Origin of the sequence: Microcoleus sp. B9-D4 (genome assembly GCF_036705105.1) — a bacterium.
In the GTDB taxonomy this organism is placed as follows: Bacteria; Cyanobacteriota; Cyanobacteriia; order Cyanobacteriales; family Microcoleaceae; genus Microcoleus.
Map to the genome: position 1 here is coordinate 43056 of NZ_JAUBTS010000020.1, position 25105 is coordinate 68160.

At 46.8% G+C, this 25105-nt stretch carries 25 protein-coding genes and 1 pseudogene; 17 read left to right on the forward strand and 9 right to left on the reverse strand.

The window, feature by feature from the left end:
* The first annotated feature begins 59 nt into the window (after nt 1-59).
* A complete protein-coding gene (locus tag QUB24_RS14430) occupies nt 60-974 on the forward strand; it encodes a PPC domain-containing protein (RefSeq protein ID WP_333153842.1) in 915 nt (304 codons plus the stop codon).
* A gap of 291 nt (nt 975-1265) precedes the next feature.
* Here the strand turns inward: QUB24_RS14430 and QUB24_RS14435 are convergent, their stop codons facing one another.
* Nucleotides 1266-1877, reverse strand: coding sequence for a hypothetical protein (locus QUB24_RS14435; RefSeq protein ID WP_333153843.1), 612 nt, complete (start codon nt 1875-1877; stop codon nt 1266-1268).
* A 52-nt stretch (nt 1878-1929) separates the two neighbouring features.
* A complete protein-coding gene (gene ribD, locus QUB24_RS14440; RefSeq protein ID WP_333153844.1) occupies nt 1930-3105 on the reverse strand; it encodes a bifunctional diaminohydroxyphosphoribosylaminopyrimidine deaminase/5-amino-6-(5-phosphoribosylamino)uracil reductase RibD in 1176 nt (391 codons plus the stop codon).
* A gap of 11 nt (nt 3106-3116) precedes the next feature.
* Here ribD and QUB24_RS14445 point away from each other — a divergent pair, with 11 nt between their 5' ends.
* The 3 genes from QUB24_RS14445 to QUB24_RS14455 all read left to right on the forward strand — a co-directional run bounded on the left by QUB24_RS14445 (nt 3117) and on the right by QUB24_RS14455 (nt 4840).
* On the forward strand, nt 3117-3410 hold the full coding sequence (locus QUB24_RS14445) for a hypothetical protein (RefSeq protein ID WP_333153845.1): 294 nt from the start codon (nt 3117-3119) through the stop codon (nt 3408-3410).
* A gap of 18 nt (nt 3411-3428) precedes the next feature.
* Nucleotides 3429-4286 carry an FAD-binding domain-containing protein gene (locus tag QUB24_RS14450; RefSeq protein WP_333153846.1) on the forward strand — a complete coding sequence of 286 codons (858 nt, stop codon included), beginning with the start codon at nt 3429-3431 and terminating at the stop codon, nt 4284-4286.
* A gap of 140 nt (nt 4287-4426) precedes the next feature.
* Nucleotides 4427-4840, forward strand: a complete 414-nt coding sequence (locus QUB24_RS14455; protein WP_333153847.1) for a hypothetical protein — start codon at nt 4427-4429, stop codon at nt 4838-4840.
* Between the two features lie 86 nt (nt 4841-4926).
* Here QUB24_RS14455 and QUB24_RS14460 read toward each other — a convergent pair whose 3' ends face one another.
* Together QUB24_RS14460 and QUB24_RS14465 are read right to left on the reverse strand one after the other, a co-directional pair.
* Complete coding sequence (locus tag QUB24_RS14460) at nt 4927-5466, reverse strand: cyclic nucleotide-binding domain-containing protein (RefSeq protein ID WP_333141825.1); 540 nt, start codon at nt 5464-5466, stop codon at nt 4927-4929.
* Nucleotides 5467-5655: 189 nt separating this feature from the next.
* Nucleotides 5656-5790 (reverse strand): hypothetical protein, encoded by a 135-nt coding sequence (locus QUB24_RS14465; RefSeq protein ID WP_333153848.1) that lies wholly within the window; start codon nt 5788-5790, stop codon nt 5656-5658.
* 334 nt (nt 5791-6124) lie between these two features.
* Between QUB24_RS14465 and QUB24_RS14470 the strand changes: the two genes are divergently transcribed.
* From QUB24_RS14470 to QUB24_RS14510, 9 genes are all read left to right on the forward strand, one after another.
* Nucleotides 6125-7234: a hypothetical protein gene (locus QUB24_RS14470; RefSeq protein ID WP_333153849.1), complete on the forward strand. Its 1110-nt coding sequence runs from the start codon at nt 6125-6127 to the stop codon at nt 7232-7234.
* A gap of 324 nt (nt 7235-7558) precedes the next feature.
* Nucleotides 7559-7822 carry a hypothetical protein gene (locus tag QUB24_RS14475; RefSeq protein WP_333153850.1) on the forward strand — a complete coding sequence of 88 codons (264 nt, stop codon included), beginning with the start codon at nt 7559-7561 and terminating at the stop codon, nt 7820-7822.
* Entirely contained in the window at nt 7823-8287 is a 465-nt protein-coding gene (locus QUB24_RS14480) for a type II toxin-antitoxin system VapC family toxin (RefSeq protein ID WP_333153851.1), read from the forward strand.
* A 104-nt stretch (nt 8288-8391) separates the two neighbouring features.
* Nucleotides 8392-8667 (forward strand): hypothetical protein, encoded by a 276-nt coding sequence (locus QUB24_RS14485; protein WP_333153852.1) that lies wholly within the window; start codon nt 8392-8394, stop codon nt 8665-8667.
* Nucleotides 8660-9001 (forward strand): type II toxin-antitoxin system PemK/MazF family toxin, encoded by a 342-nt coding sequence (locus QUB24_RS14490; RefSeq protein ID WP_333153853.1) that lies wholly within the window; start codon nt 8660-8662, stop codon nt 8999-9001. The genes QUB24_RS14485 and QUB24_RS14490 overlap by 8 nt, the downstream gene beginning before the upstream one ends.
* A 64-nt stretch (nt 9002-9065) precedes the next feature.
* The gene (locus QUB24_RS14495) at nt 9066-12317 is read left to right on the forward strand and encodes an AAA family ATPase (protein ID WP_333153854.1); all 3252 of its coding nucleotides are present in this window, start codon (nt 9066-9068) and stop codon (nt 12315-12317) included.
* A 377-nt stretch (nt 12318-12694) separates the two neighbouring features.
* A complete protein-coding gene (locus QUB24_RS14500; protein WP_333153855.1) occupies nt 12695-16003 on the forward strand; it encodes a PAS domain S-box protein in 3309 nt (1102 codons plus the stop codon).
* Nucleotides 16004-16162: 159 nt separating this feature from the next.
* On the forward strand, nt 16163-18037 hold the full coding sequence (locus QUB24_RS14505; RefSeq protein WP_333153856.1) for an adenylate/guanylate cyclase domain-containing protein: 1875 nt from the start codon (nt 16163-16165) through the stop codon (nt 18035-18037).
* Between the two features lie 120 nt (nt 18038-18157).
* Nucleotides 18158-18760 carry a Uma2 family endonuclease gene (locus QUB24_RS14510; RefSeq protein ID WP_333153857.1) on the forward strand — a complete coding sequence of 201 codons (603 nt, stop codon included), beginning with the start codon at nt 18158-18160 and terminating at the stop codon, nt 18758-18760.
* 9 nt (nt 18761-18769) lie between these two features.
* On the opposite strand, the pseudogene QUB24_RS14515 reads toward QUB24_RS14510, so the two are convergent.
* The 4 genes and pseudogenes from QUB24_RS14515 to QUB24_RS14530 all read right to left on the reverse strand — a co-directional run.
* Nucleotides 18770-18964, reverse strand: a pseudogene (locus QUB24_RS14515) (YebC/PmpR family DNA-binding transcriptional regulator); the annotation flags it as partial.
* Nucleotides 18965-19206: 242 nt separating this feature from the next.
* On the reverse strand, nt 19207-20808 hold the full coding sequence (locus QUB24_RS14520; protein ID WP_333153858.1) for a hypothetical protein: 1602 nt from the start codon (nt 20806-20808) through the stop codon (nt 19207-19209).
* Between the two features lie 125 nt (nt 20809-20933).
* Nucleotides 20934-21701: a YebC/PmpR family DNA-binding transcriptional regulator gene (locus QUB24_RS14525; protein WP_333153859.1), complete on the reverse strand. Its 768-nt coding sequence runs from the start codon at nt 21699-21701 to the stop codon at nt 20934-20936.
* A 149-nt stretch (nt 21702-21850) separates the two neighbouring features.
* On the reverse strand, nt 21851-22489 hold the full coding sequence (locus tag QUB24_RS14530; protein ID WP_333153860.1) for a histidine phosphatase family protein: 639 nt from the start codon (nt 22487-22489) through the stop codon (nt 21851-21853).
* Between the two features lie 226 nt (nt 22490-22715).
* Between QUB24_RS14530 and QUB24_RS14535 the strand changes: the two genes are divergently transcribed.
* The 4 genes from QUB24_RS14535 to QUB24_RS14550 all read left to right on the forward strand — a co-directional run bounded on the left by QUB24_RS14535 (nt 22716) and on the right by QUB24_RS14550 (nt 24052).
* Nucleotides 22716-22904 carry a hypothetical protein gene (locus QUB24_RS14535; protein ID WP_333153861.1) on the forward strand — a complete coding sequence of 63 codons (189 nt, stop codon included), beginning with the start codon at nt 22716-22718 and terminating at the stop codon, nt 22902-22904.
* 182 nt (nt 22905-23086) lie between these two features.
* Nucleotides 23087-23371 (forward strand): hypothetical protein, encoded by a 285-nt coding sequence (locus QUB24_RS14540; RefSeq protein WP_333153862.1) that lies wholly within the window; start codon nt 23087-23089, stop codon nt 23369-23371.
* A 91-nt stretch (nt 23372-23462) separates the two neighbouring features.
* A complete protein-coding gene (locus QUB24_RS14545; RefSeq protein WP_333153863.1) occupies nt 23463-23717 on the forward strand; it encodes a hypothetical protein in 255 nt (84 codons plus the stop codon).
* Entirely contained in the window at nt 23717-24052 is a 336-nt protein-coding gene (locus QUB24_RS14550; RefSeq protein ID WP_333153864.1) for a type II toxin-antitoxin system RelE/ParE family toxin, read from the forward strand. The genes QUB24_RS14545 and QUB24_RS14550 overlap by 1 nt, the downstream gene beginning before the upstream one ends.
* A 71-nt stretch (nt 24053-24123) precedes the next feature.
* On the opposite strand, the gene QUB24_RS14555 is transcribed toward QUB24_RS14550, so the two are convergent.
* On the reverse strand, nt 24124-24813 hold the full coding sequence (locus QUB24_RS14555; RefSeq protein ID WP_333153865.1) for a class I SAM-dependent methyltransferase: 690 nt from the start codon (nt 24811-24813) through the stop codon (nt 24124-24126).
* Nucleotides 24814-25105 lie beyond the last annotated feature (292 nt).

Sequence of the window (25105 nt, forward strand, 5' to 3'; positions counted from 1 at the left end):
TAAACTGGATTCTCGATCGTGCACTTTCCAGACTAAAGTCCAGAGAGATTTTTTTAATAATGCTAACCCTCAGAACACTGTTCGACAGCAAATTTTATCTCGAAAACAACCCAGATGTCGCCGTAGCAGTTGCCAGAGGCACGGTATCGAGTCCCTTCGATCACTACCGAAAAATTGGCAAATTTGAAAATCGCGACCCGAATGCCCTGTTCGACGCCAGCTATTATTTAGACACCAATACAGATGTAGCGGTATCAGCCAAACTCAACGGCTTTTCAGCAGCCGATCACTTTATTAGATTCGGTCAATTTGAACGACGCAACCCCAACCCTTTCTTCGATGTTAATTTTTATCTAACAAGCAACCCCGACGTTCAGACAGCAGTTCAAACCAATCAATTTACCCCATTTGAACACTACTTCAAAGCCGGTCAATTAGAAAACCGCAAAGCCAGCATTTTCTTCGATCCCAGCTTTTATCTAGAAAAATATCCGCTGGTAGCAGCAGCAGTCAATAGCGGCGCAGTGAAAAGTGCGATCGACCACTACATTCAATTCGGTCAACAAGAAGGATTGTTAAGCACTCTCCCCGATCCCGCCGACAATTTGATCGCAGCAAAAAGCCTGGGCATTCTCACAGAAATTCAAACGGCGAGCGATTTTGTGGGAGATGCTGAACCAGCCGACATTTACAGTTTCATCCTCAATACTCCCAGCCTTTTCAGTGTAACTATTGACGGTTTGAGTGCAGATGTTGATGTAGAATTAATTCAAGATCTCAACGGCAACGGCGCAGTTGGATTAGACGATATTATTGCTTCGTCTAACAATTTAGGCACGTCTTCAGAAACAATTGTCAGCAATGGGGCTTTACCTGCGGGGACTTATTTTGTCCGCGTTTCTCAATTTCAAGGCGATACAAATTATGACTTGAGATTGCTAGCCGCTCCCTCAGTAATACCGCCCCAATTTTAAAATCAAAATAACGTATATAGCAAGCCTAAATCAGTCAAACCAACCCAGACTTCTCCTCATATCAAATCCGGTAGCATCGTCCTGTATTCATCTCTGTATTCTCTCCCTCTGCGTTCTCTGCGCCCTCTGCGGTTAAATCATTCCGATGCAACCGGAAACGATATCACTTTTCCTCTCTTCCTTCGCGGTATTTGCGCCTTCGCGGTTGGTAAAAAAACATCTGGTTCACAAATGATTTAGACTTGCTATAAAACAGGCTGCAAAAAGGGCGATCGACAATTTTCCCAGGTTTCACTTATTAGTTTTTTCCCCGCTGGGAGAAGGCAAAGATTGAACAGGTGCCGAAGGCCAATTAGAGCGACTTCTGCTTAGAGTGGTAGACACCAAAGCATAGCCCAAAATAGCAGGAAGCACGATCGCACTCAGAAACACGATCGCCATAGCCCAAGTCATCGAATTCGAGAGCGGGCCGTAATGAGTGCGGTAAGGGTCAAACATTGGTAAATTAGGCCTCGGCGCGTCCCGCAACGCGATCGGACGTTTGAACCGCACCCGCCTGTCGTCTAGCTTTTCGAGCAAAATCCAGCCAACCTCCGCCTCTTCCTGGCACAACTTGTGAAAAATCGCAGGATTGCGGAACAAATCGTTGCTAGCCCGCACAATCTTGTACTCCCAAACCGTCAAATCAACAGAATTGGGATCAGATTGGGGATTGCCATTGGATCGCGCATTTTCAGGCGTATTAAAATTATCCTCTTGAGAATCGTACCGAGTCAAAACTTCCTCCTCCTCATCGCATTTTTGCCCCGCATCCAATTGCTCGTGGCTCACCAAAAGACCCACAAGCGCCGCCTCCAAGCCGAGACTGCCAACCATCAAACTCCAAATCAGAATTTCAGCCATAAAAGGAGTTAAAAGTTAAAAATCAAAAACTCAAAAGACTCGCTTTTAACTTTCAATCTTTAATTTTTAAATAGCCTTCTACCACACAATCTGTACCCACTGTGCGCCAAGAAACCCGCTCTAAAGTTAAAGCCTCAGTCATTGCCGAAAAGCCCAAATCTCCTACAGGAGTTGGAGCTGCTTGGCCACCGACAATTTTAGGAGCAATAAAAGCCATAATTTTTTGAACTGCACCCTCAGCAATTGCCCTCGCGGCCAAAGTGCCACCGCACTCCCAGAGTACAGAAAGAAAAGATCGATCGTACAAATAAGCCATAACATTAGTCGGTGTCAGAGGCGAGAGTTCCACAACTTCCACCCCTTTGGCGATCAAAAATTCCTGAAATTCCGGGTTAACCCCAGGCTCAGTCAGCACCAAAGTAGCCGCCACAGAGGTTTCCCACAACCAAGCCGACTTCGGCAAATCCAGAGTGCGGCTCATCACCACCCGCAGGGGATTATTCCTATCAGGCTGGTGACTCGTCAGTAGGGGATTGTCTAGACGCACCGTATTTCCCCCAACAATCACAGCATCGCAGCCGACGCGCACCCGGTGTACCTCGCTCCGAGCCTCCTCGCCTGTCACCCAAGCGCTGTGGCCACTACTGGTAGCAATTTTACCGTCCAAAGTCATTGCATATTTCAAAATTCCAAAAGGCCGGCGGTGCAAAATCCGGTGCACAAAAGCCTCGTTGAGTTTCTGGCAAGCTTCCCCTTCCACTCCCGCCACCACTTCAATGCCAGCCTCTCGCAACCGGGCTAGCCCAGTTCCAGCTACCAAAGGATTCGGATCGACCATGCCAGCCACTACTTTTGCCACCTTGGCTTTAACTAAAGCTTCGGAACAGGGGGGAGTCCGGCCGTAGTGGTTGCAGGGTTCCAGGTTCACGTAGACAGTCGCTCCTTCGGCAAGTTCCCCCGCTTCCCGGAGCGCAAAAACTTCGGCGTGAGGTTGACCGGCACCGGGATGAAACCCTTCGCCGACAATCTTGCCGTCTCGGACAATTACAGAACCGACAAGGGGGTTGGGTGCGGTTTTGCCCAAAGCACGGCGAGCCAATTCTATGCAGCGGCGCATCATGGCTCGATCGAACTCTTGAACTTCGCTGTTTTCCAGTTGTTTTGTACCTTGCTGCTGTCCGTTAGCTAAGCTGGCGATCGCTTGAGCGTGCGCCGGAAAAGTTTCCATGAGATTTTGGTATGATATCTATCCCTGAGTGTACTGACTTTGATGCTTATTTTGGCTGCGAACCGACGATCAATTGTTGCTGGGGCAAACTGTACGTTACCACTGAGATATTGCACCATTCTCAATTAGCCTTTTATGAACAGGCTTTTGGGCCTGTTCCACAAGAAAATCTACTCTTTGTGGAACAGGCCCAAAAGCCTGTTGCTGACAATGGTGCAAGATGTGAGTTAGCAGGAGTGAAAAGCAATTTAGGGCGATCGACCCCGCGGCCCCGAACAAATAGCTTTAATATTAAGAAACAATAGCAGGTGCTTGAGAAAAGAATGAGTCAGGACATGAAGCGGGAATTTGCCAGCCGCGACGAATTAATTGCCTACGTGCGCGAACAGTTCCCCGAAGCCGCCGGGGACAGCAGCGTACCCCCGATCCTAGGCGGGCGAAAAGCTGCTGAAAAAGCCCTGCAACAAATTGACCCCGGCAAGTACGCCTCAACCCGCAATTTCCTCAACGGTGCGGTAACGCGCTTGTCGCCCTATTTGCGCTACGGGGTTTTGAGTCTTGCCGAAGTCCGGGATGCCGTACTGGAGAAGGTGCGTCATCCAGAAGAAGCCGTAAAACTCGTCAACGAGTTGGGTTGGCGGGATTATTGGCAGCGACTGTACGCCGAATTGGGCAACGGGATTTGGCAAGACCGGGAACCCTACAAAACTGGTTACACTGCTAAAGATTACAGCGAAACTCTGCCACAGGATGTCGTCGAGGGCACGACTGGTTTGGTTTGCATCGACAGTTTCAGCCGCGAGTTGCGAGAAACTGGTTATTTGCACAATCACCAGCGGATGTGGACTGCCGCTTATCTGGTACACTGGCGCCGTGTGCGCTGGCAAGCCGGAGCTCGCTGGTTTTTGCAACATTTGCTAGATGGAGATCCGGCGAGCAATAATCTTTCTTGGCAGTGGGTAGCAAGCACTTTTAGTCACAAACCTTATTTTTTTAATCGGGAAAATTTGGAGCGTTACACTAAGGCGGTTTATTGTCGCGATTGTCCTCTGTATGGGCAATGCGATTTTGAGGGAACTTACGAATATTTGGAAGGGCAGTTGTTTCCTCATGGAGAAAAGGTCGATCGTAGTGGCGGTTCTAAAAGTTGGGATCGGCCTAAAAAAGGTCGCAGAAATTAAAATGTCAGTTGTCAGTTGTCAGTTGTCAGTTGTCAGTTGTCAGTAGGCAGTAGGCAGTTGTCATAAGTTAACAGTCAACAGTCAACAATCAACAGTCAACAGTCAACCGTCAACCGTCAACCGTCAACAATTACTAATTTATGAACAATCCGATTATTTGGCTGCACGGCGACTGCTTGAGTCCTGAAGGCCCGGCTTTTCAAGCGCACCCAGAGGCCCCGGCAATCTGGGTTTGGGATGATGCGCTGATTGATGAATGGCAGTTGAGTCTCAAACGAATGGTGTTTATTTACGAATGTTTGCTGGAGTTGCCGGTAGTTATTCGGCGGGGCGATGTGGCTGCAGAAGTTATCGCTTTTGCGATCGAATCCGGCGCGAATCAAGTGGTGACTGCGGAAAGTCCCAGTCCTCGCTTTCAGGATATTTGCCGGAAAATTAAGCGATCGCACCCAGTAGAAGTTTTGCCACCCGAACCTTTTGTCCGCTACGATGGTTACATTGATTTGAAACGTTTTTCTCGCTATTGGCGCGTCGCTGAAAAATATGTTTTCTAATTGTAATTGGAAATTGGAAATTGGAAATTGGAAATTGAAAAGAGGTGTTCTTTTCTCTTCTTCCCTCTTCCTTCTTCCTTCTTCCTTCAACTCCCCTTCAAACGCTCCAACAGCCATTGAAATCTCGATGCCGCCAAATCTGGATTTTCGACATTTTGCGGGATGCCGTCCTCGCCGTCGGGATCTTCATATATTAAACCATCACTATCATCGCCGAAGCGTTTGACTGTACCCCGCAGTCTCGACGACAGAAATTTGGTAATCGCCCGATAAAACCGCAGGGAAAAAAGCACGTCTTGCTCGAGTTTTTCAGTTAACAGCCGCCTCGGAATTGACAGGATGAGGCACTCTTCAATTGCCGTGACGCTAGCAGAAGGAAGCCTCCCGTCTACAAAAGACATTTCGCCTAACACTTCCCCGGAAATAATTTTTCCAATTTCTTTGTCGCCTAAAGATGATACAGCAACGCTCAAAGTTCCCTCCAGAACTATATAGAGGGCGTCTAAGGGCTTACCTTCGGTGATCAGGGTTGTGCCGGGGAGGACTTGGGTGCGGGTGCCGTTGGCGAGCATCCAATCGATGTCGCGATCGCTCAATTCGCCTAATATGACTAGAACTTTGCTCATAAAGTCAGGTTGAGATGAGAGAATTTGTATTTTTTTACTTGTTTAGTTGCGTGCTGTTGTGAGATGGTCAGACCCTGAGCGAAAGCGAAGGCTAAACTTTACAAATAGAACAGTAAATTTTACACAATTTTCATAATATTCAGTAATTTTGACACGATCGAGCCACAAATCTTTCTCGGATCGGTGGTATTATTCTACATTACTTGTCAGGGACTGTGCAGCAGCCGATCGCGTTGTATTAACTGCACTTGCTGTGGACGGCGGGGCTGCCAAAACAGTTTTGAAAGCTTGTTGTCTCTTGGTTTCGAGCTGGTGCGCGCTCAAAAACAGGATTTTTTCGGCGTGGCTGCGAGTGCAGCGCCCCCAAGTACAGTATTCTAGAATGCAAGCGAGACGCGCGCCCGACCCCTCAATTAAACAGGATTAAGGATGAAATCATCCCTAGGATTGATTTTTTGCCGATCGATCGGTAAATTTAAATTAGCCTCTAAACCGGCCGTCAGTTCTTAAATCTAATCAGCTTGAGAGTTGACTCTTCAACGGTTGAGTGCCAATCTAGGAACAACACAACTCATATTTGTGTCTTTTTTTAGCAAAGCTCTCGACGGTCGCCCTCAAACACTTACACTTTTAACACAGCCTTCATTGAGGAGTTTCTATGAATAGTCTATTTTCCAAGTCTACTTTTGCGTTAATAAATCTTGCAGCTTTAGCTGTTTGTTGCAGTGCCATGTCAGCGAAAGCTGAAACTGGCAACTTGCCCGATGTCGCTACAACTGCAACAATCGCAGCTCAAAATATTGACCAAATTTCTGAGCCGACGGCAACTTCAGCAGTTAAACCCGACGCAGAAACAACGGCTAGTAATAAAAAAATTGATTCAATCAGTTGGAGCGAACTAACAGAAGCGGCAGAGCCAGCAGCCTCTGAACAGGCCGCCAACTTGCAAGTATCTATGGCTGCACCCGAAAAATCGGAAGCAGCAACATCTGAAATTGCTGAGACAGAAACAGCGCAAAATACCTCCATTGCTGCTGAGACCCAAAAGTCCGAAGAAACCGCTAAAATTGCTGATAATGGTGTGAAAGTGCAGTCAACAGTCGAGACTGTCAAAAAGAGCGATCGACCTACCTCAATTGTTGCCGAGAGCAATAATTCTGAACCGACTGCAACCAAAGAAGAAAAAGAAGTCAAAACCGCACAAGAATTGTTGAGCAATCCTGTCAGCACTTCCGCCTCAGCTTTGACAAACCAACCGAAAGTTGCTGAAAAACCGGCAACTGTCTCGGAACCAACTGAAAAAGTAGCTCAAGGAACTCAAATCCGACCAGGCCGAGCTACCCGTTCTGGGCCCAGCTACATCGGCATTGGCGGCAATCTAGGTTTTGGCGGAGATTCAGCTTTAGGCGACGGTTCATTTGCCATTATTAGCAAAATCGGTTTGACGAACAATTTCTCGGTGAGACCGACTGTTTTGTTCCGCGACAACTTAGCTTTTCTAGTTCCTGTTACCTACGATTTTGTATCTCAAGAGACCGTCGAAGTCAGCGAGGATTTTGTGATTACTGCTGCTCCTTATGCAGGTGCTGGCGTGCTAATTTCTACCGGCGATGACGGTACTTTTGGCTTCCTGCTTTCGGGGGGTGTAGATGTGCCGCTGTCGAGAAATTTTACAGCCACAGCCGGACTGAATGTTGGTTTTGTTGACGGAGCTGAAGTGGGATTGTTAGTCGGTGTCGGCTATACGTTCCCGAATATTGCCCGGTAGTGTTGCTGTTTGAGCAAACGCACGACAAATAAATAAGCGCGGGGTTGGCTGTAGGAATACAGTCAACCCTTTTTTTGATGATGGAAAATCTGCCTATGCGATGATATATGGTGCGCCATAAGCACAGACCGGTAATGTATGGTTGGAAATCTTCGTAGAAACCTGGTTTCTTTACTCGTCCTGGATGCACAATCCCGATCGATGAAGGATAATAGGTCGTTTCAGCCATCAATCTAAGTCCAGAAAGCCGGAATATTCGTGACAGTGTGCAAGTCTGATAGTTGTATAATAGACAGACTAGCCAAGCGTAAAAAGTAGAATCCTATGCCGCAGGGAATCTTCAACAAAATCCTCAATCAGCTTGACACTCTGGAACTGCTAGAACTACAGCAACTAGAGCGCGCTATAGGGATATATCTGGCCCAGAAAGAACAAACTTCTCAACGGACAAAATTGCACCAAGCGCTGTTAACTTCTGGTTTAGTAAAAAAAATCAAGCATTCTTCTGGGAGTCAGCAAACAGAACGGCGACTAATTCAGGTAGAGGGCAAGCCTGTTTCTGAGACAATTATTGAGGAACGCCGCTAGATGACAATTTATTTTGTAGATAGCAGTGCGCTGGTCAAACGCTACATTAATGAAATAGGTTCGGCATGGGTTTTGAGTTTGTGCGATCCTGCACTTAACAACGATATATTGATTGCTGCTATTACAAGTGTTGAAATTGTTGCTGCAATTACCAGAAGGTCGCGCGGCAGAAGTATCAATGCGACAGATGCTACAGCAGCGTGCAATCAGTTCAGGAGTGACCTACAATCTGAGTATCAGGTTGTAGAATTCACCGAAAGCATTATTAACTCTGCAATGGCATTAGCTGAAACCTACGGATTGCGAGGCTATGATGCTGTGCAGCTAGCAACAGGCTGTGGCATAAATAACCTTTGCATAGCTAACAGTTTGCCTGCGATGACTTTTGTATCTGCTGACGGGGAGCTGAATGCAGCAGCAACAAGTGAGGGTTTGATAGTTGAAAATCCCAACAATTACCCGTAAGGTCGCAAACCCGTACAGTAAAAACAGCACAAATCTCGTTTGTAGCCGAGTATCGGGATGCTCCCGGATCGATCGTACTTTCTCACCAACCACCCGAAAAAACCGTGACCAAAACAGAAATCTTAGCTGCACTCAAAAATCTGACAGCAGAAGAACGCCTAGAAATCATCGAAACAGCTTCGCGGATGATGCGCGAAGAAATAGAAGAAAAAGCCCAGCGCAAAGCTGATAGAAAGCGGAGACTCAGAGCCGCAGCAGAAGCAGCAGTTCCTTTGTATGAACCAGGAGGGCCGCTGCACGATTTGTGGTCGCCCGACAGTGAACCGTATTTCGATTCAGAGGAAGAATACCTGAGCGCAGGGGTAGAAACTAATGCGTAAGGGCGAAATTTGGCTTGTCAGACTAGATCCAACGGTGGGAGATGAAATCGGCAAAACTAGACCTGTTGTGGTTGTCAGCGATGATGAAGTGGGAAATTTGCGCCTCAAAGTAATTGTTCCAATTACAGCATGGAACGATCTTTTTTCCCCGCTTGATTGGATGGTGCAGCTCGAACCGACATCAGAAAATGGCTTGGCCAAACTCTCCGCCGCCGACGCTTTTCAAGTCCGTTCCGTTTCTCAACAAAGATTTGTCCGACAACTCGGAACCCTGTCCGAGACAATTATGGAAGAAATTACAGAAGCACTGACAATTGTTCTGGATCTAGATTGAATAACTAGGCAACAGCGTACAAATAGTGTTATTTATAAATAGATTGTACGGCGCGGCGGCCTAAATGATTCCTATACAACTTACACTCAAAAATTTTCTCAGCTATCGAGATGCTGCTTTAGACTTTCGCGGCTTGCACACCGCTTGCATTTGCGGGCCTAACGGTGCTGGCAAATCCTCCCTCTTAGAAGCCATATCCTGGGCACTTTGGGGCTGTTGTCGCAGCGATACGGAAGACGATATCATCCATATCGGCGAAATTGATGTGCGCGTTGATTTCACTTTCTCCACCGGCGGCCAAATCTATCGCGTGATTCGCAACCGCCGACGCGGACAATCGGGAAGTTTGGAATTTCAAGTAGCAACAAACCCCCCCTTCCCCCCCCTTGGTAAGGGGGGGCCACAAGAAGTGAATTCTTCCCTTGGTAAGGGGGGGCCACAAGAAGTGAATTCTTCCCTTGGTAAAGAGGAACCCGAAGAAGTAAATTCTTCTCCCCCCCTTAGTAAGGGGGGGTCGGGGGGGGTGAATTTTCGCACGCTCACAGACAAAGGTCTGAGAACAACTCAGCAAAAAATCCTCGAACACATCAAACTAGACTACGATACTTTCATCAATTCGGCATATTTGCGGCAGGGGCGAGCTGATGAATTTATGCTCAAAAAGCCGATCGAACGCAAGCAAGTTTTAGCCAACCTACTCAAACTCGACTCCTACGACACTTTATCCGACCAAGCCAAAGATACGTCCAAACAATTTAAAGCTCAAGTCGATGTACTCAAACAGAGTTTGCTAACCGTACAAGAGCAACTGCAACAAAAAGAGACGCTCGCCGCCGAACAAACTCAATTGCAGCAAGCAACCGATTTGCTTCAGCAGCAGCAGCAAGCCGACACAACCGAGTTACAGCAACTGCAACTCCAGCACCACAACCGCCAAACTTGGCAAAAACTCCTCGCCGGCCACCAGCAACAGCACTACAATATCACTCAAGAATGCCGCCGCTTGCAGCAAGAACTCAGCGCAGCAAAACAGCAGCAAAATGAGCTACAAGCCCTCCTAGCGCAAGAAAATGAAATAACAGCAGGCATCGCGTATTTCCACAGCTTGCAAGCGACAGAAGAAACTCTGGCTGGTAAATTCAAGGTTAACCAACAAGCCCAAAGTCAGCGCCAACAATTGCAAGAACAGCAACGGCAAGAACTGAGCTTTTTGCAAAGCAAAATTCAGCAATTGCAAGCTCAATTAGAGGTTTTAGAACAAGATGAAAAAGATGTTCTGGAGATTCTCAAACAGCAGCCGGAGGTTGATAAAGGACTCGCACAGTTGCAAGCAGTTCGATCGCGCCTCAACGAACTAGAGCAACTGCAACTGCAAGTTTCGCCGCTGCTACAACAGCAGCAGCAAAAGCAACAAAAGCTCGATCGCGCCCGCGCCGGTTTAACCGCCCGCTTAGACGAAATCAACCGACAGGTGCAAGTTCAGCAGCAGCAGCGACAGCCGCAATTACAGCAGGAAATCTCGGCCATCGCCAATCAAATTTTGCAGTTGGAAAACAAGCGAGTTTATCAGCAGCGAGTGCGCGAAAAAGGTCAAGAAAGGCACGACTTTCTAGGAAACCTGCAAGCCAAAAGCCGCGACTATCAAACCAGACTCGCCGAGATCGACCAAAAACTGCAACTGCTGCGGAAACATGAAGGAGAAAAAACCGCAGGCGAAGGTAAAGCCTCGAATTTTGCCGAAAACGAGCCATCGAATTCGCATTTAATGGTGCGAGATACAAATTTTGGCAATTGTCCTTTGTGCGATCGACCTTTAGACGAACACTACTGGAATTTGGTAGTCACAAAACACCACACCCAACAGCAGGAAATCTGGAACCAACTGTGGGTTGTGCGCGAACAGTTGGCCGTCTCCGAGCGCGAAATTCAAGTTCTCAGACATGAATACCGCGAACTAGAAGAGGAATTAGCGCCCTACCAAGAATTGCGGGAACGCCGCAGCCATTTACAAGCACAATTAGATAGCCTGAGTCAAGACGAAAACCGACTGCAAAGTATGCGTCAAGACGCGGCAGAAATAGAGCGGTTGCTACGCACCGGCGAGTATGCAGCCGATGATTTGCGCGAACTCCAGCAAATCGAACAGCAACTGCAACAGCTCAATTATAGCGATCGCAGCCACTCCCTCGCCCGCAGCGATGAAAAGCGCTTGCGGTGGGCGGAAATTAAGCAAGCTCAAATCAAAGATGCTCAGCAGAAACTGAATAAAATTAATGCCCGCCGCCCGGATTTGCAAACTCAATTAGCCACCGTACAGCAACAGTTAGAACAGCAAAAAAATAGCTCGGAAATACAGCAGCAAATTCTGTCTTTAGATAGATACATTGCGGAAATTGGCTATAATTTGGAACAGCACGAACACGTGCGGAGCGAAATGCGCCGATCGCAGTTTTGGATCGCCCGCGCCGAAAAATTGCGATCGGCAACTGTGCAGTACCCGCAAGTGCAGCAGCGGGTTAATGAAATAGCAAATTCTATCGCTGTGCGCGATCGAGATTTGCAAGCTGTCAGCGCTCAAACTTCCGCGATGAACCAGCAGTTGCAAGAACATCCCGATCCCACAGCGCGCATAAGTGCGATCGAACAGCAAATCAGTCGCCGCCGCCAGCAGCTAGACCAACATTTGGGAAGTCTTGGACGCCTCCAGCAGCAGCAGCAAAATCTGGAAAATCTGCAAGTTCAGCTAGTAGCTCAAAAAGAGCAAATGCAAGTTGCAAAACGCCAGCAGCGAGTTTATCAAGAGTTGGGTCAAGCCTTTGGTAAAAACGGTATTCAAGCTTTAATGATTGAAAATGTTTTGCCTCAACTAGAAGCTGAAACCAATCAGATATTGTCCAGATTGAGCGCCAATCAATTGCACGTTCAATTTATTACTCAGCGGGCTGCTGCTTCTAAAAAAGCAACTAAGTTGATTGACACTTTAGACATTTTAATTGCTGATGCTCGCGGGACTCGCGCCTATGAAACTTACTCTGGCGGTGAAGCTTTTCGGATTAATTTTGCGATTCGGCTGGCGCTGGCGAGACTGCTGTCTCAGCGGGCGGGCACGGCTTTGCAAATGTTGATTATTGATGAGGGGTTCGGGACTCAGGATGCTGAAGGGTGCGATCGGCTGATTGCTGCAATTAATGCGATCGCCTCCGACTTCGCCTGCATCCTCACCGTTACCCATATGCCCCACCTGAAAGAAGCTTTTCAAGCCAGGATTGAAGTAAGCAAAACTGCTCAGGGTTCTTGCATTAGCTTGTCAATTTAAAAGGGTTGATGAACCGGATGGAAGGAGGAGAAGAAAAAAAGTTAAAAATCTCAGTATTTTCACCTTCTATTTTCTTTGGGCATTCGGTATTTTTACCTTCTGTTTTCTGGATAAGTGCCTAATGCCTTCGGTGATACTAATTTCCCAAAAGAAGGCAACTGTAGACCCATCATCCAAACCATGATGGAATCAGTCATTGCCAATCCCAAATCTAACATCTAAAATGGTATTAGTCGTCTCCATCGCCGACTTTTTTGGGCGGCTGACTTTGTTCACAAAGCTAAATTAAAAATAAGATTATAGAATAAGAATAGCTTAAGGTGTGTATAATTTTTTATTCTTCTGTCCGCTCCGCAGGAGCGTGAATATTGCTACAGATGACAACAGACTCTTTCAACCTGTCTCTCCTAGATCGGGCGATCGCAGCGTCGAGCAACAGCATCCTCATCGCGGATGCTCGCAAGCCTGACATACCTATTATCTACTGCAATCCTGCTTTTGAGAAACTGACCGGTTATAGTGCCGAAGAAGTTATTGGACGCAACTGCAGGTTTTTGCAGGGCCCCGATACCGATCATGCCGAATTAAATAAACTCCGCCGCAGCTTGGAAGCGGGAACGGAAATTCAGGTAGTGCTCAAAAATTATCGCAAAGACAAAACTCCTTTTTGGAACGAATTAATGGTTTCCCCCATCTTAGACAATGAGGGAAAATTAACTCATTTTATCGGAGTTCAGAATGATATTAGCAAAAGAGTAGCAGCCGAAACTGCCAGGGAAGAAAGCGAAGAAAGATTGCGCGTGATCGCCAGTACAACTCCCGTTCCCCTGTTAATTACGCGCCTAGAAGACAGCGTTATTTTATATGCAAATCCTGCTCTTGGTGAAACTTTAGGTTTGAGGAACGAAGAACTAATTTTTGGCAAAAAAATTGAAATTTATGCCAATATCAACGACCACATTCAATTGCTAGAATTAGTCCAACAAAATGGCTTTAGCGACCGCGAAGAAATCTGCCTCAAGAAAGCAAATGGCAGTTTTTTTTGGGTAAAAATGTCGATGCGAGCGATTAATTTTAATGGCGAAGCCGCAATTTTATCGGCATTTTACGATATTACCGATCGCGTAGAAGCAGAAACAGCACTACGGCAAAGCGAAGCGAGGTTTCAAAAACTAGCTGCCAACGTTCCGGGAATGATTTATCAATTTCAGTTAGCAGCAGACGGCACTATGTCATTCCCCTACGTCAGTTCCGGCTGCCGCGAGCTCTGGGAATTAGAACCTCTTGTACTCCAAAACTCAGCTATTCCCGCGATCGAAATGATTCATCCAGACGATGCGCCAAGCTTCCAGGAATCTGTTGCTATCTCAGCTAAAACTTTAGAGCCTTGGCGGTGGGAAGGCAGATTTGTTTTTCCGGGCGATCGGATTAAGTGGGTTAGCGGGGCTTCCCGGCCAGAACAGGGCGAAAAAGATAACATTATTTGGGACGGCGTGTTGATTGACATTAGCGATCGCAAACTTGCAGAATCAGCACTGATCCAAAGCGAAGCCAGATTCCAAAAAATGGCCGCCAATGTGCCGGGAATGATTTATCAATACTTGCTGCATCCCGACGGTTCAAATGAATTCATTTATGTGAGTTCCGGCTGTTGGGAACTCTACGAATTAGAACCAGAAAAAGTTCAACAAAACTCCGATTTAATTTGGGCAAGGGTTCATCCAGAAGACCAAAAAAATCTGTTAGAATCAATCGCAATTTCCGGCGAAACTCTCAAACCTTGGATATATGAAGGGCGGATCATAACCGGATCGGGAAAAGTGAAATGGATTCGGGGCATTGCCCGCCCCGAAGCGCAGCCTGGGGGCGATATACTGTGGGAAGGGGTGACAATCGACATCAGCGATCGCAAGCTAGCAGAAATCGCCCTCAGCGAGTCAAAAATCGCCCTGCAACAAGCCAATCAAGAACTTGAAAACCGCGTCCTAGAACGCACGGAAGCCTTGGAAACATCGCAAAAAATGCTGTGGTTGGTAATCAATAACATCCCTCAGTTAATCGCCTGGAAAGATCGAGATTTAGTTTACTTGGGAGGCAACAAAAACTTTGCCAAAGTCGCAGGTTTCAATCATCCCAGTGAAATCGCCGGTCTCACCGACTTCGATATGCCCTGGAAGCCGGAAGAAACAGAATTGTTTCGAGCCGGCGACCGCCGCATCATGGCAACCAACACCCCAGAATATCACATCATAGAATCCAAAATGCAAGCCGACGGCACCCAGTGCTGTCTGGATACAAATAAAATACCTTTACACGACAATTCCGGCAATGTTGTCGGCATTTTGTCTACGTTTGAAGACATCACCGATAGGCTTTCTCTAGCAGCTAAAGTCCGGGCCAGCGAGGAACTATTTCGCACAATTTTTGAAGATGCACCCATCGCTATCTACTTAGCTAATTTAGATGATAACAAGTTAGTGAGAGTCAATAAAACTTACTGCGAAATGCTGGGATATAGTGCAGCAGAATTGCTCGGCAAAACATTTATTGAACTTGGGCATCCCGAAGATTCTCCAAAAAATCTCCAAGTTGCTGATTCTCTGAAGCGGGGAGAAATTACTCACTATCAAATCGAACTCCGCCAGATTGCCGCCACAGGTAAAATTGTTTGGGTAAACGTGACAGCTACTTTGATTCGAGACGGCGAAGGAAAACCTATTTACAACTTAGGGATGATTGAAAATATCACGAACCGCAAAATTTCCGCCGCCGCACTCCAAGCTTCCGAATCTCAATTAAGAAAACAAGCCGCCCAATTGCAAGAAGCCTACGAACAGCTACAAAACGCTCAAATCCAATTAGTTCAATCCGAAAAGATGTCGAGTCTCGGTCAGATGGTGGCTGGGATTGCCCACGAAATCAACAATCCGGCAACTTTTATTAACGGCAATATTTCTCATACTTACAACTATTTTCACGATTTAATTGAACTGTTAAGTCTCTACCAGGAATGCTATCCGTCCCCAGTACCTCAGATTGCTGAAAAAGTTAAGGAGTTAGAGTTGGATTTTCTGAAGGAAGACTTGCCAAAAATGCTAAATTCCATGAGAGTAGGAGTAGAAAGAATCAGTAATATTGTGTTGTCGCTGCGGAACTTTTCGCGACTGGATGAATCAGAAATGAAGTTGGTAGACGTTCATGAAGGAATTGACAGTACACTGTTAATTTTGCAGCACAGATTGCATCATGAAAGTATAAAAAGCGGGATTGAAATTATTAAAGAATACGGAAAAATATCGAAAATACACTGTTGTGCGGGGCAGTTAAACCAGGTATTTCTAAATATTATCAGCAATGCGATCGACGCTCTAGAAAACCAACAGGAACCTCGGACGATCGTGATTCGCACCCTCATGAAAAAAGCTGGGTTGAAAAGCCACAGTAAAACCCAGCTCAGTGATTGCGATCGCATTGTAATTTGCATCGCCGACAGTGGGCCGGGAATGAGCGAAGAGGTTCGCAAGCGGCTATTTGACCCGTTCTTCACCACCAAGCCCGTAGGGGCTGGAACCGGCTTAGGATTATCCATCAGCCATCAGATTGTGGTAGAAAAACATAAGGGAAGCCTGCGGTGCATCTCAGCGCCCGGACAGGGAGCGGAATTCTGGATTGAAATCCCCTGCTGAGCGATCGTCCATTAATCTAAAAGTTTAAATATCTAACTTTTAATTCCAAATTGCCGTCGGTACTTGAGTTATCAGGGTTTGGAATTAACCGCACTCAGAGGCCGGAACAAATCGCACTCAGCGGTGTGCTAATCTGCTGCCCTTATTCGCTAGGCAAATATGCTGAAAAAACTACCTTTATCCTGGTCTCGCTACATTCCAGCCGGGTTGACGCTGGCTTTGGGTGTCGGACTGTCGGTTTTGACATTCGCCTTGGTTTGGGACTGGGAAGACAAGCGCCGCGACTACGAAATGCACCGCCGCATTGACGATATTTCGATCGGCATCGAACGCCAGCTAAACTCCGACTTAGATACTGTTCTGGCCCTCAGCGACTACATGAAAGCCTTCAGCGCCGTCGAGCGTTCCTCTTTTGCCCGGTTTGTCGCCCGTCCCCTATCCGTCCACCCCAGCCTGCAACTCCTGGCTTGGGCCCCCCGCGTCCCCCAGGACGAGCGGCGCAACTACGAAACCAAAGCTAGAACCGAAACAGATCCCAGCTTCGAGATTACAGAGCGCGGCCCGCGAGGAGAACTCCGCAAGGCCCTCCAGCGTTCCGAATACTTCCCGGCTTTCTACGTCGAACCACCAGCCGGAAACGAGACAGTATTAGGCTTTGACCTCGCCTCCCACCCAGAAATCCGCGCCGCGCTCGATCGAGGGCGCGATACTGGAGAAATGATTGTCACCAACTACATCGGCTTAACTCAGGGCAATTCCCCGGAACAGGGTCTTTTGGCAATAGTTCCGATTTACGAAAACAGCAGTAACCCGACTACCCTGGAATCCCGTCGCCAACTGCTACAAGGATTTGTTCTGGGCGTATTTCGAGGCAAAGATATTTTCCAAACCTCTTTAAAAGGACGCAATACCGACTACCTCAATATTTATCTCGTTAGCGAGGCTCCAGACAAGCAAGAAGCAGCGCCACTGTTACCGCAAAGGGCAAACCCGGTTCTCAAAAATCTCCCTGCAGAGAGGCCAATTCAGCAATTTGCGGTGCAGTTCCAATCCGCGAGCCAACAAGTGCTTCCAGCATCAGCCCCTGCTGACCGAGCCCTGATGCAAAACTGCCCGATTCTTGACAATCCAGGCCCGAACTATACAGCTTGCAGAAGGCGGCTGAAAATTAGTGGCCGCCAGTGGTCTATGTACGTGTCGGCAACACCGGAAATTCGCAGGCTTCGCAAGCACTGGCGCTCTTGGGGAACTCTGACGATGGGGATGCTGTGGACTCTGATTCCGGTGACATATATGCTGACATCTTTGAGTCGCACCGCCCAAATCGAAAAACTAGCCGGAGAAAGAATTCGCCAAGCCGAACAGTTGCAGGCTGCTTACCTACAGTTGGAACTCGAACAAGCTAAATCCGAGCAACTGCTGCTGAACGTTTTGCCCGCAGCGATCGCCCTGCGTTTGAAGGATAATGAACACAATATCGCAGAAAGTTTTGCGGAAGTAACTGTGATGTTTGCCGACATTGTGGGGTTTACAGAGCTTTCGTCGAGAATTTCAGCGACGGCGGTGGTGGAAGTGCTCAACGATATTTTTTCGGCTTTTGACCACTTGGCCGATCGCCACGGTTTGGAGAAAATTAAGACTATTGGTGACGCTTACATGGTTGTCGGCGGTTTGCCTACGGCCAGAGAGGATCATGCCGAGGCGGTTGCGAACATGGCGATCGATATGCTACACGAAATTAGGCTCCTCAGTTTAGAACATTCGGAACCTTTCAGCATTCGGATCGGGATTAGCAGTGGGCCTGTCGTTGCCGGCGTGATCGGCTTAAAAAAGTTTATTTACGACCTCTGGGGCGACACAGTAAATATTGCTTCGCGCATGGAATCCCACGGGATTACCGGCTGCATTCAAGTCACCGCCGAAACCTACGAGAGATTAAAAGATAAATATACTTTTCAGAAGCGCGGCGCCATTCAAATCAAGGGCAAGGGATACATGGTTACTTATTTACTGACTGGGAAAAAAGATTATTAACTCAGCCCAAAAACGGATACAAGCCTCCGAGTCCGCGATCGACTAAGACTTTCAATCGCCAAGCTAAAATAGTGTAAGCTCAAGGTATTCTATCACCCCTGCACCAACCGAGGAAAAACCATGACGACGCTGCTAATTCAAACCGAAAGCGTCCCACTGACGGTCAATTTCCCTGCGATCCAATCGATGACTGTTGAACAGTTCTATGAATTCTGTATAGTTAATCGCGATTTGAGAATTGAGCGTACTGCCAGTGGGGAAGTTATCATTATGTCACCAGCCTTTTCAGATACAGGGAACCGCAACTTCAAGATTGCCCTACAATTGGGGAACTGGGCAGAACAAGATGGCACAGGTGAAACGTTTGACTCCAGTGCAGGCTTTACCTTGCCGAATGGAGCAACCCGCTCCCCCGATGCCTCATGGATTAAACTAGAGCGCTGGAATGCCTTAACTGAAGAACAAAAAGCCTCATTCGCACCGATTTGTCCAGACTTTGTGATTGAATTGCGGTCTGCTAGTGACACTCTCAAGGGATTGCAAAACAAGATGCAAGAATATATTGAGAACGGTGTATCGCTCGGCTTTTTGCTCGATCGCAAAAACAGAAAAGTCTACATCTACCGTCCCAATCGCGAACCTGAAATCTTAGATAATCCTGAAACAGTCAGCGCAGATCCAGAGTTACCGGGATTTGTCTTGCGGATGGCAAAAATCTGGTGATTTAGAGCGTTACACCATACTCAAAGACATCAATTCATCTGTCATTTCAAAATTCGCCGTCACGCTTTGCACGTCGTCCAAATCTTCCAGTGCATCCATTAACTTCAAGAGCGATCGAGCTTTTTCAGGAGTGTCTATTTCCACTGTATTGCTGGGAATCCAGCGAGTTTCCGACTGCACAACAGCAAAAGTTTTTTGTTTCAAATGATACTCCCCACTCTTTCATAGACTGGGATTCTTGGTTCATAGATCCCTTATTTTTTAGCTCGAATCACTAAATCAATTAACTGTTATCGTCCCAGAGTTTTACCCCATTCGCTTGAGCCAGTTTATGAGCATTGGATTTGACATTTCCGGGCGTGAACGCACGGAGTAGTTTGCGATCTAGCTTAGACTTCAGTTTGTGCTTCAGTGGCTTCCGATACCCCATCCTCGATCGAAGTTGGCTAGGCTTGCTTTTGAGCTTGCTTTCTTTTGCTCAAAACAGCCCGTTGAATTGTCAGCAAAATTTTCCCCTCTTGTTCATTAATTTCACCGTCAGCCTCGATCATCTCAGTGCATCGCTTTAAAAGTGGTTCGGCAAAGTCGAGTTCGAGTTGTGCGAGTAAAATATCCAACTTGGGAGGCAATTTAGACTTATTTTTCACAGCTTCAATCTCAGCTAAAGACTTGGGATTTAAATTCGCCGCTTGTAATTGGGGTAATAACTCATCCCATCGGGTAAATTTTTGGGTGGTATAGACGACATACACCAAAATCCAATCCATCACCGTTTCTTGTGCGATCGCTGTCTCTAAATATTGCTCACTTTCCGCTTGCAATACCTCTTGTAAATCTTCGAGCTTGGTTTCGATTTTCGAGGAATCGATATCGGCTTCATAAAACCGACAAGCACCGTATCCCAGCGCGTAAATCATTGTCGCACTGGCGCTAGCATTAATTACCGCACCCGCCAAGGGAATATTGCTGACAAGCGTAACTCCAGCTTCGATCGCTAAATTGCTCCCCAAGGATAAACCGAAAATAGCTACAACTTCTTTTTGGCGATCGCTCGATTGCAAATCCTTTCCATAGGCGGCAGCTATTTGATAAACCAACTCGGCGGATAACACCGTCATTGCCGCTAAATCCATGCCAGCCAATGCCAAAGCTGCGCCCGGAACTAAACTGCTAACCAAGCCACTTCCTGCAGCTAGCAAGGCTTTTTCCACCATTAAGCGATGTGCGATTTCTTGAGGTTTCTCGTGAGGATATTGGCGCTGCAACTCTCGAACTTGCGCCTCGGCAGTCACAACATCAACTTTATTGATCGCATTAACTAACCAGTCGATTTTGAAATTTTCAGTCAGTTTTTTTAGGATAGGACTCTGAGAAATCGAACCGAGGGCTGAACCAAAAAAATTGGGAAATTGGAGTGCTGCACTTCCGGCATTCCCTACCGCATTCCCTACCGCACTCGCGGTATTAACAACAATCTCACCTCCAGCACTGCTTGCTGCATTCCCCACCGCACTAGCCGTATTAACAATCGCACTTCCGGCATTACCTACCGCATTACCTACCGCACTCGCGGTATTAACAATCGCACTTCCGGCATTCCCTACCGCACTCGCGGTATTAACAACAATCGCACCTCCTGCACTGCCTGCTGCATTGCCTACCGCACTCGCGGTATTAATAATCGCACTTCCGGCATTGCCTACCGCACTCGCGGTATTAACAACAATCGCATCTCCAGCACTGCCTGCTGCATTGCCTACCGCACTCGCGGTATTAACAATTGCACTTCCGGCATTGCCTACCGCATTCCCTACCGCACTCGCCGTTGCAGAGACGGCTCCGAAAACGGAACCAAACCAATTGGATTTATCCCCTGGTTCAGCCTGCACCTCCGATTCGGATCGATCCTTGGTTTCTGATACTTCGGTTGCTGAGATAACTTCTTCTGAGTGGGTGCTGTCTCTTGTGCTTTCGTTGTTATCTAGCATGGCTTTACTGTGGGTTGAGATTTTTAATGTAGCTTTTTGAGCAATGCGTTGGATTGACACTCCCCACTCGCCTAGAGATGGGGATTCCTTTCATGGTAATAGTGTAGCGCGATCGTCCCGCTGGCGAGTTTTCGTCTTTTTTTGCAGTGCCAGCAGGACGCTCCCGATCCCTCATCTTTCAACCATTAAACCATACTCGAAGACATCAATTCATCGGTCATTTCAAAATTAGCCGTCACGCTTTGCACGTCGTCCAAATCTTCCAGTGCATCCATTAACTTAAGGAGCGATCGAGCTTTTTCAGGAGTGTCTATTTCCACTGTATTGCTGGGAATCCAGCGATTTTCCGACTGCAAAACTGCAAAACTTTTTTGTTTCAAAACATCAGCCAACTGTTCCAAATTAGCCACGCTTGTAAATACCTCTGCACCTTCAGTATCCTCATCAATTAATATCAAATCATAAGATTCCGCAGCCGCCTCTAGCGACGCTTCAAACAATTGTTCCTCATCAATCGGGCCGCGTACAGTACAAACTCCTTTGTTGTCAAACATCCAGCCCACACAACCAGTTTCGCCCAGGTTGCCGCCATTTTTAGTAAAAGCTTCTCGCAAGTCAGCCGCTGTGCGGTTGCGATTGTCTGTCAGCGCTTCAATCAGAATAGCAACCCCGCCAACGCCGTAACCTTCGTAGCGAATAGCTTCTAATTCCGAACTTCCCCCCGCCAAGCCGGCACCTTTGGCGATCGCCCTTTCTATGTTTTCATTAGGAATATCAGCCGCCTTGGCTTTTTCAATAGCCGTCCGCAGTTGAAAATTGCCAGCGGGATCGGGAACTCCGCTGCGGGCCGCGACAATAATTTCGCGAGATATTCTAGCAAAAACCTTGCCTTTAACGGCATCAACTCTCGCTTTTTGGCGTTTAATATTCGCCCACTTACTGTGTCCAGCCATACCGATTTAAGATTTTCGATTTAAAATGTGCGATCGAGATTAAACAATAACACCCAGATTTAGACTAATTCAGATTAACGTAGGGTGCTTTTCTGCAGCGCACCTTACACACATAGCATAAAATGCGATTTTTGGCACGAATCTCAACTTTAATTAAACCGGATCACGGTTTCAGAGTCAGTCAGGTGAGAAGTATCGCCATTAAGTGCGATCGACCATTCTCCCTCACCCCGCACCACTTTCACCAAACAGCACAAAGAAGCATTAATTTCCGTTTCAGCACAGCCAGCCAGCCCGATCGCAGTTCCTAAAACCGACGCACCGTGACCTACCAATAACATATCTTCGGGAAACTCAGCCGCGAGGCGTTTAGCAGTTTCTCCCGCCCTTTTGAGACAAGCTTCCCCAGTTTCGGGATAATTAGCAATACCGCCTTTGTAGGAAGCATCAATCCTGGGAAAACGCCTGCACAAAGCTTCGACGGACTCAGTTTCCGGCATTTCTGTCATCCATTCAGGATTCAGCCATTCGCACAGTCCCCACTCTAGTTTAATTGACAAATCGAGAGCTTCGGCCGCGTGATTTGCTGTTTGGACAGTTCGCAGAAAAGGGGAAGCAAAAATATGAGAAATTCCTTCACCTTTGAGGCGATTGGCGAGTTGTTTGGCTTGAATGTGACCGTCTTCGGAAAGGTGGGGATCGTAACGGTGTTCTGCGGTGAGAAACCAGTCGGGGTTAACGAAGTCGATGCGGTTTCCGTGTCGTGCGATCCAGACTGTTTGTGGCATGAGTTGGTTTGAGTTTTGCTTCTAGGTGTAATATTATATCAAAGATGCTGATTTAGGATATTTATGAAATTAGAGTGGGATGAAAACAAGTTAATCCATAGGGTGCGTCGCTGCGATATCTTAGATATAACTTGCAGATTTTTGAGAGCGACGAATTTTACTGACGAGAAGATTATGTGTACAACATATACATGGAATATGCTGTCTATCAAAGATATTGAAGTTTATGAATAAGAATAAAACAGGGATGAACGATGAACTGCGATCGGAGTATGATTTGAGGAAGTTGCGTGTAAGAAGGGTGGGAGCTGGACGAAAGACCTTTGGCGGTGTAAATATTCGTTTAGAACCAGATGTTGCAGAGATGTTTCCCGATTCAGAAGCAGTGAATGAAGCTCTGCGGTTTTTGATTTGAATTACTAAAGAAAACGTAGTGTCTGAGAAATAAGCTCGTCCCTCTATCCGTGCGGCAGTTTTTTCAAGCATCCACTCTAACATGGATTTAAAAATTATCAAAAATATGCTGAAACTGTGCGTTATAGTTCCACAACTATTTGACACTGCGCTAAAATTAAATCAGTCACTCTCTATTGTCCAATGGCTCAATCTATAAAGCAACTCCACGCCCAAATTCAAGCCATGCCCAGCGATTCGGTTAAGGCGATCGTGCTTTCATGGCTGAATCACTCCAACGGTAATCTCAGCGATTTTGAACGCCTAATCGCAGAAATTGCCGAGGAAACGGAGGGATATCAGTGGGGAGAAATTAACACAGCAAATGAGTTTCAACCCCTCAGCGAAGAAGAAACGATCGCCAAGAGTCTCGCAGCCTTGCAAGATTACCAGAAAAACAAGACGGGCCGAAGAGCACGATCTGGTTAAGCAATGGGCAGATAGTCTAGGAAGCGATCGTTTTGGCTACCTATGCCAAAATAAAGTTAGAAAATAAAGTTAACCATTCATCATAACTTTTATGACTCTTACACTCACCTTACCCCCCCAAATCGAAGCACTGCTGCGCCAACGGGCCGAAAGTACAGGACAAGATATAACCAGTGTTACCCTAGCTGTTATCGCGTTCGGACTTAGCTTGGATGAAAGCGATTTCTTCGAGGCATTAGAAGGGATTCAACGCGGACTTGATGACTTCGATCGGGGTCATTTTTCTACTCTGGAAGAGTTTGTCGATAGACAAAACCAGAAATACGGACTTTCTTTGGAAGCATAATGTATCGCATTGACTTTTCCAGTACAGCTCAATCTGAAGCTGATGCAGCGTTTCTGAACTTTTCCCAATTCACGACTCCCGAACGCGCTCAAGCATGGTATCAGGGTTTGATTAAAGCGATTTCCTCACTTAAAGAAATGCCGCGTCGTTGTGTTTTAGCCCGTGAAAACGCGTTTTTCAGCCAAGAGATTCGCCAGCTTCTGTATGGAAGTGGTAAAACCACGTATCGCATACTCTTCACTATTTTTGACGATCAACCCATACCAACGGTGAGGATTATCCACATTCGCCATGCAGTCCAGCGTGCGATTGGCGAACCCCAAGATGAGGCATGACCTTATGCTTAGCTTATCTAATTTTTTTGAAATAAGCGATCGCAAATTGCCATGCCCTCCGCAGCCGCGAATTACATTCGCCCCCTAACTCGCAGCATCTTATTCCCACCTTTTTGAAACTCATAAGGAGCCTCTTTAATTTCTACACTAAAACTTCTCTTTTTCAATTCTGTGAGAATCGGATTTAAGTGATCGGATTCCTCCCCGCTAAAACTCTGCAATAGAGGGAATACCCGGACTTCTTTCGCAACCCGACACATTTCTGTAATTGCTGACCGATGAAATTCTTCGGAAAGTAGGTGAGAATAAGCAAATAAGAAATGGCTGCACAAAGCTAAATCGAATTGACCGTTCTCGAAAGGCAAAACTGGCAACTCAGCATTAATGTAGCGGCCTTGCTGCAAGCCAGATGGAAAATCTTCTAAAAATTCCTGCATCGCTTTCATTCGCACTTCGCCTAGCTGGTACGGGGATTCAAAATTGTTCCACAGGTAGCCGTCTACATTGGCTTTAACAGCATCAATCACAGTTTGATATGTTTCTTGGATGCGATCGCCAATTTCCACCGCAGTAAACTGATAAACTGGATCGCAAGAAATTACCTTTTTACCTTGGCGAGTCATTTCGGCATTGAAACTCGCAGGGCCGCCCGCACAATCAAGAATTGCTAGTTTGAGGTCACTTGATGTCAAGCTAAACATCCCTATGTATTCATCCAAACAGCGTCCCCAGGGAATTACTTTATCCAATTTTAGTGACACTTGCCTTTGTCCTGCAGAGAGAATTATTTAACATTATACCTCAAATCAGGGCGGTTTTTTCCTATCTCCTTTCTGTGGCGGGTTGATTTGTATCGCGAGTTATGTATAGCAATCCTTGCAAGAGTCGTACAAAGATGTAGGGTTAGTGCCTTTGTTTGCCTACCCCGGCCTCATGAGGGCAACCGGGCGTGGGTTTTGCCCCTACAAGAATTACACAAATGATGCGAGGATTGCTATATGAAGAATTTTGCTCAAACGAGAACCTAATCCTGAAAACAGTTGGCGGGCTTTA

Excerpts from the sequence above, each read along its gene's own strand:
- QUB24_RS14545 (WP_333153863.1), top strand. The coding sequence starts at position 23,463 with ATGACTCTTACACTCACCTTACCCCCCCAAATCGAAGCACTGCTGCGC.
- QUB24_RS14490 (WP_333153853.1), top strand. The coding sequence starts at position 8,660 with ATGCGTAAGGGCGAAATTTGGCTTGTCAGACTAGATCCAACGGTGGGA.
- QUB24_RS14510 (WP_333153857.1), top strand. The coding sequence starts at position 18,158 with ATGACGACGCTGCTAATTCAAACCGAAAGCGTCCCACTGACGGTCAAT.
- QUB24_RS14470 (WP_333153849.1), top strand. The coding sequence starts at position 6,125 with ATGAATAGTCTATTTTCCAAGTCTACTTTTGCGTTAATAAATCTTGCA.
- QUB24_RS14495 (WP_333153854.1), top strand. The coding sequence starts at position 9,066 with ATGATTCCTATACAACTTACACTCAAAAATTTTCTCAGCTATCGAGAT.
- QUB24_RS14450 (WP_333153846.1), top strand. The coding sequence starts at position 3,429 with ATGAGTCAGGACATGAAGCGGGAATTTGCCAGCCGCGACGAATTAATT.
- QUB24_RS14475 (WP_333153850.1), top strand. The coding sequence starts at position 7,559 with ATGCCGCAGGGAATCTTCAACAAAATCCTCAATCAGCTTGACACTCTG.
- QUB24_RS14445 (WP_333153845.1), top strand. The coding sequence starts at position 3,117 with ATGATATCTATCCCTGAGTGTACTGACTTTGATGCTTATTTTGGCTGC.
- QUB24_RS14500 (WP_333153855.1), top strand. The coding sequence starts at position 12,695 with ATGACAACAGACTCTTTCAACCTGTCTCTCCTAGATCGGGCGATCGCA.
- QUB24_RS14550 (WP_333153864.1), top strand. The coding sequence starts at position 23,717 with ATGTATCGCATTGACTTTTCCAGTACAGCTCAATCTGAAGCTGATGCA.
- QUB24_RS14535 (WP_333153861.1), top strand. The coding sequence starts at position 22,716 with ATGAATAAGAATAAAACAGGGATGAACGATGAACTGCGATCGGAGTAT.
- QUB24_RS14540 (WP_333153862.1), top strand. The coding sequence starts at position 23,087 with ATGGCTCAATCTATAAAGCAACTCCACGCCCAAATTCAAGCCATGCCC.
- QUB24_RS14435 (WP_333153843.1), bottom strand. The coding sequence starts at position 1,877 with ATGGCTGAAATTCTGATTTGGAGTTTGATGGTTGGCAGTCTCGGCTTG.
- QUB24_RS14525 (WP_333153859.1), bottom strand. The coding sequence starts at position 21,701 with ATGGCTGGACACAGTAAGTGGGCGAATATTAAACGCCAAAAAGCGAGA.
- QUB24_RS14480 (WP_333153851.1), top strand. The coding sequence starts at position 7,823 with ATGACAATTTATTTTGTAGATAGCAGTGCGCTGGTCAAACGCTACATT.
- QUB24_RS14505 (WP_333153856.1), top strand. The coding sequence starts at position 16,163 with ATGCTGAAAAAACTACCTTTATCCTGGTCTCGCTACATTCCAGCCGGG.
- QUB24_RS14460 (WP_333141825.1), bottom strand. The coding sequence starts at position 5,466 with ATGAGCAAAGTTCTAGTCATATTAGGCGAATTGAGCGATCGCGACATC.
- QUB24_RS14530 (WP_333153860.1), bottom strand. The coding sequence starts at position 22,489 with ATGCCACAAACAGTCTGGATCGCACGACACGGAAACCGCATCGACTTC.
- QUB24_RS14430 (WP_333153842.1), top strand. The coding sequence starts at position 60 with ATGCTAACCCTCAGAACACTGTTCGACAGCAAATTTTATCTCGAAAAC.
- QUB24_RS14455 (WP_333153847.1), top strand. The coding sequence starts at position 4,427 with ATGAACAATCCGATTATTTGGCTGCACGGCGACTGCTTGAGTCCTGAA.
- ribD (WP_333153844.1), bottom strand. The coding sequence starts at position 3,105 with ATGGAAACTTTTCCGGCGCACGCTCAAGCGATCGCCAGCTTAGCTAAC.